Source organism: Mesorhizobium sp. M4A.F.Ca.ET.020.02.1.1 (genome assembly GCF_004022645.1).
In the GTDB taxonomy this organism is placed as follows: domain Bacteria; phylum Pseudomonadota; class Alphaproteobacteria; order Rhizobiales; family Rhizobiaceae; genus Mesorhizobium.
In genome coordinates this window covers 1-4,928 of record NZ_RZOI01000473.1, presented here as the reverse complement: position 1 = coordinate 4,928, position 4,928 = coordinate 1, and the positions used below count along the sequence as shown (strand labels likewise).

Below are 4,928 nucleotides of genomic sequence, written 5' to 3'. Positions count from 1 at the left end.
GTCGGACAGCGTACGCAGATAGGCGATCACGTTGGCGCGGTCCTCGTCCTTCGGCAGGCCGGCAAAGCCCATCGCCGTGCCCTTGACGAACTTCTTCGGCGAAGTGATGAAATGGTTGAGGTTGTCGTACGTCCACTTCTCGGCGCCGCCCTTGGAAAAATCCTTCATGCCGGCTGAATAGGCGAAGCCCTCATGCTCGGCGACGGGTCGGTCGATAATGTCCCAGAGATCGGGGCCGACCTTGTTCGGACCACCCTTCTCGCCGGAATGGCAGGCCTGGCATTTCTTGAACACGGCCGCGCCCGCCTCGACATTGGCGGTGGCGAGCAGGTCGGCGATCGGCTTGGCTTCCGCGGCCGGGGCGGCGGCGGCGCCTTCGGCGGGCTCTGCCGCCTCGATGGCGAAGCCGGGCTTCTCGGGCGCGGGCGACGCAAACAGCGCGTCGGAGACGATGCCGACCGAGAAGACGACAAAGACGGTGCCAAGGAGACCGGCGAGCAGCTTGTTGACTTCGTTGGAATCCATACGCCCCTTGCTCCCTTTTCCGGCGGACCGATCCGTCCACTCCGTCCGTCGGTGTCCAGAACCGACCTCTCAGCCCGGTCAAATCGGGCGGAAACTAGGTCTTTTGCTCCGGCGTTGCAACACCTATAAGGGCGCTTCCAGTGAGACCTTTTGCCACTTTCGCCAGCCCTCTTTTGCAACGCCCCGTCGCACCGATGTCAACGCTCATCCTGATCCCGGCCCGCATGGCCTCGACCCGCCTGCCGGGCAAGCCGCTGGCCGACATTTTTGACGTGCCGATGATCGTCCATGTCGCCCGCCGCGGCGCCGAGGCCGGGCTTGGCCGGGTCGTGGTGGCGACAGACACCGAGGCCGTGGCGGAGGCCGTGCGCGCGCACGGCTTTGAGGCCGTGATGACCCGTGACGATCACCAGTCCGGCTCCGACCGCATTTTCGAGGCGCTAACAGTGCTCGATCCGGAGAAAAAGGTCGAAACCATCGTCAACGTGCAGGGCGACCTGCCGACCATCGATCCGCAGATCATCCGCGCGTCGCTGAGGCCGCTCGAGGACAAATCGGTCGACATCGCCACACTCGGCGTCGAGATCGTCCGCGACGAGGAGAAGACCAATCCGAACGTCGTCAAGATCGTCGGCTCGCCGCTGTCTGCGACACGGCTCAGGGCGCTCTATTTCTCCCGCGCCACCGCGCCCTGGGGCGAGGGGCCGCTCTATCACCATATCGGCCTCTACGCCTATCGGCGTGCCGCGCTGGAGCGCTTCGTCGCGCTGAAGCCGTCGCCGCTGGAACGACGCGAGCGGCTGGAGCAGTTGCGGGCGCTGGAGGCCGGCATGCGCATCGATGCCGAGATCGTGCAATCCGTGCCGCTCGGCGTCGACACGCCCGACGACCTGGAGCGCGCCAGGGAAATCCTTTCAACCTGAGATATTAGGCATGCCTGAAAAGACCAACAGAATATCCTTCCAGGGCGAGCCGGGCGCCAATTCCGACACTGCTTGCCGCAACATGTTCCCGTCGATGGAGCCGTTGCCGTGCCCGACCTTCGAGGATGCCTTCGTCGCGGTCGAGACCGGCAAGGCCGAGCTCGCCATGATCCCGATCGAGAACACGATCGCCGGCCGTGTCGCCGACATCCATCATCTCCTGCCGGAATCGCGGCTGCACATCGTCGGCGAATATTTCCTGCCGATCCATTTCCAGTTGATGGTGCTGCCGGGCGTGCAGCGCGAAGCGATCAAGACCGTGCACAGCCACATCCATGCGCTCGGCCAGTGCCGCAAATACATCCGCAAGAATGGCTGGAAGCCGGTCGTCGCCGGCGACACGGCGGGCTCGGCGAAGATGGTCTCCGAGGTCAAGGACCGCACCATGGCGGCGCTCGCGCCGGCGCTCGCAGCGGAGCTTTACGGCCTCGACATCATCGAGAAGAACGTCGAGGACACGGACAGCAACGTAACCCGCTTCGTCGTGCTGACAAAGAACAAGCAATGGGCCGAGCGCCCTTCGGCCGACGCCAGGATGATGACCACCTTCATCTTCCGCGTCCGCAACGTGCCGGCGGCGCTCTACAAGGCGATGGGCGGCTTCGCCACCAACGGCATCAACATGACCAAGCTCGAGAGCTACCAGCTCGGCGCCTTCACCGCGACGCTGTTCTATGCCGACATCGAGGGTCACCCGGACGATCCGCTGGTCAAGCTGGCGCTCGACGAGCTGCGCTTCTTCTCGCGTGAGATGCGCATCCTCGGCGTCTATCCGGCAAGCGCGTCGCGCGAGCAATGGAAGGTGGCCGACTAACACTCTCGTTTCAACGCTTGGTGTCGAAGGCTCGATCCGAGCCAATCAGCCGTGCGATCTTGTCGATCGTCGCGCGCACCTCCGGCAACTTGCGATCATCGCCGTGCACCACCAGCCATTGTTCATGTGACAGTTCCTCGATCACGTCATCCGTGCGAACCAGATCGGTGTGGGCGTCGCCAACGAAACAGGGCAGCACCACATGGCCAGCGCCAGCAAGCGCGAGGTCAAGGAGTGAGCGCGGCTGAGTGACCTCAAAGCGGATTTGATCTCGTTTGTTGGCGCGCACCCAGATTGCTGATGGTGTGTTCACCGTAGCCGCGATCCAATCAGATTTTCGAACGGCATTCGGGTGTGAATAGGGAGCAAATGCTACGGTCTTTGTCCTGCGAGCCGCGAGTCCTGGCTCGGACGGCCTGCGATTTCGAATCCCGATCAACGCCTCGCGCCTGCCGATGTTCTGCACCTCCTCAACGGCGCTGAAGACGATACTCCGGTCGGTCACGCCCAGTTTCTCAATGTTGCGGGCCAGGTACCACGTCATCCAGGTGCCCGCGGACACACGGATGGGCGCCGACGCGTTTCGTCGTGAAAACGCCCTTGTGATATCAAGGAACCGCTGCTCAATGGTCTCCGCCTGGGATGTCAGCGCTCGACCTGCTGCGGTCAACTCGTAGCCGGATGGCAGTCGAGAGAACAACTCGGCGCCCAACGCCCGCTCAAGATCGACGATATGTCGGCTCAGCGTTGCCGCACTCTGGCCGACAGCCTTCGCTGCGGATGAAAGGCTTCCTTCGCGCGCGACTGCCAGAAAGATTCTCAGATCCGACCAGTCGACAGTCATTTCATTCATGCAAAACCCTCTTCATTTTTGAAGACTCCCATCTGAGATTGATCTGGCGCCATATCAAGACCGGACAGCCAGCGGAGAACATATTTTATGGCAGCGAAAATTCACTTGGGATCGCGCATTGGCATGGGTTGCTGGGCAATCGGCGGTCACTTTTGGTCAGGCGAGACCCCGGTCGGGTATTCCGGCGCGGACGACCGCGAATCCGTAAAAACCATTCATGCGGCATGGGATGGTGGAGTTCGGCTCTTCGATACGTCGGCGGTGTATGGCGCCGGGCACTCGGAGGAGCTTTTGGGCGAGGCGCTCTCAGGCCGTTCGGAGGCAGTTATCGTGTCGAAATTCGGCCATTCCTTCGATCCGGCCTCCCGCCAGATGACTGGCTCTAGGTTCGATCCCGAATATGTGCGCTGGTCGGTTGGTGAGAGCCTTCGCCGACTGGGCCGAGACGGCATCGACGTGATGTTGCTCCACTTGAACGATCTCTCGATCGAACATGCGGAACCGGCGTTTGAGGTTTTGGAGCAGCTTGTTCGAGCCGGAGACATTCGAAGCTACGGCTGGAGCACCGACTTTCCATCAAGCGTCCAGGCGTTCGCTGACCGGAGCGGCTTTTCAACGGTCCAGCACTCGATGAACGTTTTCTTCGATGCACCCTCAATGTGCAAAGCCGCATATGATAACAGTTTGGCGCAGCTGACCCGGTCGCCACTCGCCATGGGCGTGCTAACAGGCAAATTCTCGGATGGACGGACCGTTCCGCCAGACGACGTCAGGTCGGTTCCCGCGGATTGGCAGGTATATTTTGAAGCGTCGCGCGCCCGTTCCGAGTTGACAGAGCAGATTGATGCTATCCGCGATTTGCTCACCGCTGGCGGGCGGACGCTCGGTCAGGGTGCCTTGTGCTGGCTGCTATCGAAAGGTGGCAACATTCACCCCATCCCCGGCGCAAAAACCCCCGAGCAGGCTGTCGAGAACGCCGCGGCCATGGAATTTGGGCCGCTGTCGGAGACCGTGATGGCTGAGATCGAAACCATTCTCCAAAGACCGCCAGAAGGTGAGTTTCGTGCTCGATAGCTTCGCAATGGCCACTCTGGATCGAACGCGGTCGTTCGCAGTGACTGGATATCAACTCCAGCCGAGCGGCACGTAGTCGATCTCCATGAACGCCTCGACCTCGGGCACCCAGCGATCGCGGACAAAAGCGACGTGGTCGGGGTGCTCGTTGTACCTTGTGTAGGCAGCCTGGTCGGCGAACTCCATCGAGAAGCCGAAGCGGTAGTCGTTCTTGGGGCTGACCTGCCGCAACTGCTCGAAATGCGTGACACCCTTGATCCCGGTCAGGATCTTCCTGGCGTCATGGAGGAAGCGCTTTTCCTCCAGCGAATGCGGCGCATGCTTCAGCGTGAACACGACTGTGTGACGGATCATCTTTCGCTTTCCCTCATTCAGCTATTCGGCATCGACCCAGGCGCGGATGAGATGGTGCGCGATCGCACCCTTGGGCGGCGTGACCAGATTGCCAGGATGCGCCCTGTCCAGCATCAGGCGCACCTCGTCGCGCAAAAACCACCGGCAGTCTTCCAACTCGTTGAGGTCGGCCTGGATGTCGTCGTTGAGCGGCTCGCCGAAGCACCCGATCATCAGCGAATAGGGGAAAGGCCAGGGCTGGCTGGCGTGGTAGACGACGCGGCCAAGCTGGATGCCGGCCTCCTCCAGCGTCTCGCGGCGCACCGCCGCCTCGATCGTCTCGCCC

The 4,928-nt window shown here is 62.0% G+C and carries 7 protein-coding genes; 3 read left to right on the top strand and 4 right to left on the bottom strand.

All coding sequences use genetic code 11. The features are described 5' to 3' along the window. A partial coding sequence (locus tag EN742_RS24470) for a cytochrome c family protein (protein WP_148670227.1) occupies window positions 1-525 on the bottom strand: 525 nt, incomplete at its 3' end. A gap of 194 nt (window positions 526-719) precedes the next feature. Between EN742_RS24470 and EN742_RS24465 the strand changes: the two genes are divergently transcribed. Further along, window positions 720-1,448 carry a 3-deoxy-manno-octulosonate cytidylyltransferase gene (locus tag EN742_RS24465; protein WP_126056707.1) on the top strand — a complete coding sequence of 243 codons (729 nt, stop codon included), beginning with the start codon at window positions 720-722 and terminating at the stop codon, window positions 1,446-1,448. 10 nt (window positions 1,449-1,458) lie between these two features. Further along, complete coding sequence (locus EN742_RS24460; protein WP_126056706.1) at window positions 1,459-2,322, top strand: prephenate dehydratase; 864 nt, start codon at window positions 1,459-1,461, stop codon at window positions 2,320-2,322. 10 nt (window positions 2,323-2,332) lie between these two features. Here EN742_RS24460 and EN742_RS24455 read toward each other — a convergent pair whose 3' ends face one another. Continuing rightward, window positions 2,333-3,175 carry a LysR family transcriptional regulator gene (locus EN742_RS24455; RefSeq protein ID WP_127405940.1) on the bottom strand — a complete coding sequence of 281 codons (843 nt, stop codon included), beginning with the start codon at window positions 3,173-3,175 and terminating at the stop codon, window positions 2,333-2,335. Between the two features lie 87 nt (window positions 3,176-3,262). Between EN742_RS24455 and EN742_RS24450 the strand changes: the two genes are divergently transcribed. Further along, the gene (locus EN742_RS24450) at window positions 3,263-4,249 is read left to right on the top strand and encodes an aldo/keto reductase (RefSeq protein ID WP_245482336.1); all 987 of its coding nucleotides are present in this window, start codon (window positions 3,263-3,265) and stop codon (window positions 4,247-4,249) included. A 51-nt stretch (window positions 4,250-4,300) separates the two neighbouring features. Here EN742_RS24450 and EN742_RS24445 read toward each other — a convergent pair whose 3' ends face one another. Beyond that, window positions 4,301-4,603 carry a Dabb family protein gene (locus tag EN742_RS24445; RefSeq protein WP_126056704.1) on the bottom strand — a complete coding sequence of 101 codons (303 nt, stop codon included), beginning with the start codon at window positions 4,601-4,603 and terminating at the stop codon, window positions 4,301-4,303. A 21-nt stretch (window positions 4,604-4,624) separates the two neighbouring features. Beyond that, window positions 4,625-4,928 (bottom strand): NAD(+) diphosphatase (locus EN742_RS24440; RefSeq protein WP_128333378.1); only part of this gene is annotated, 304 nt, incomplete at its 5' end.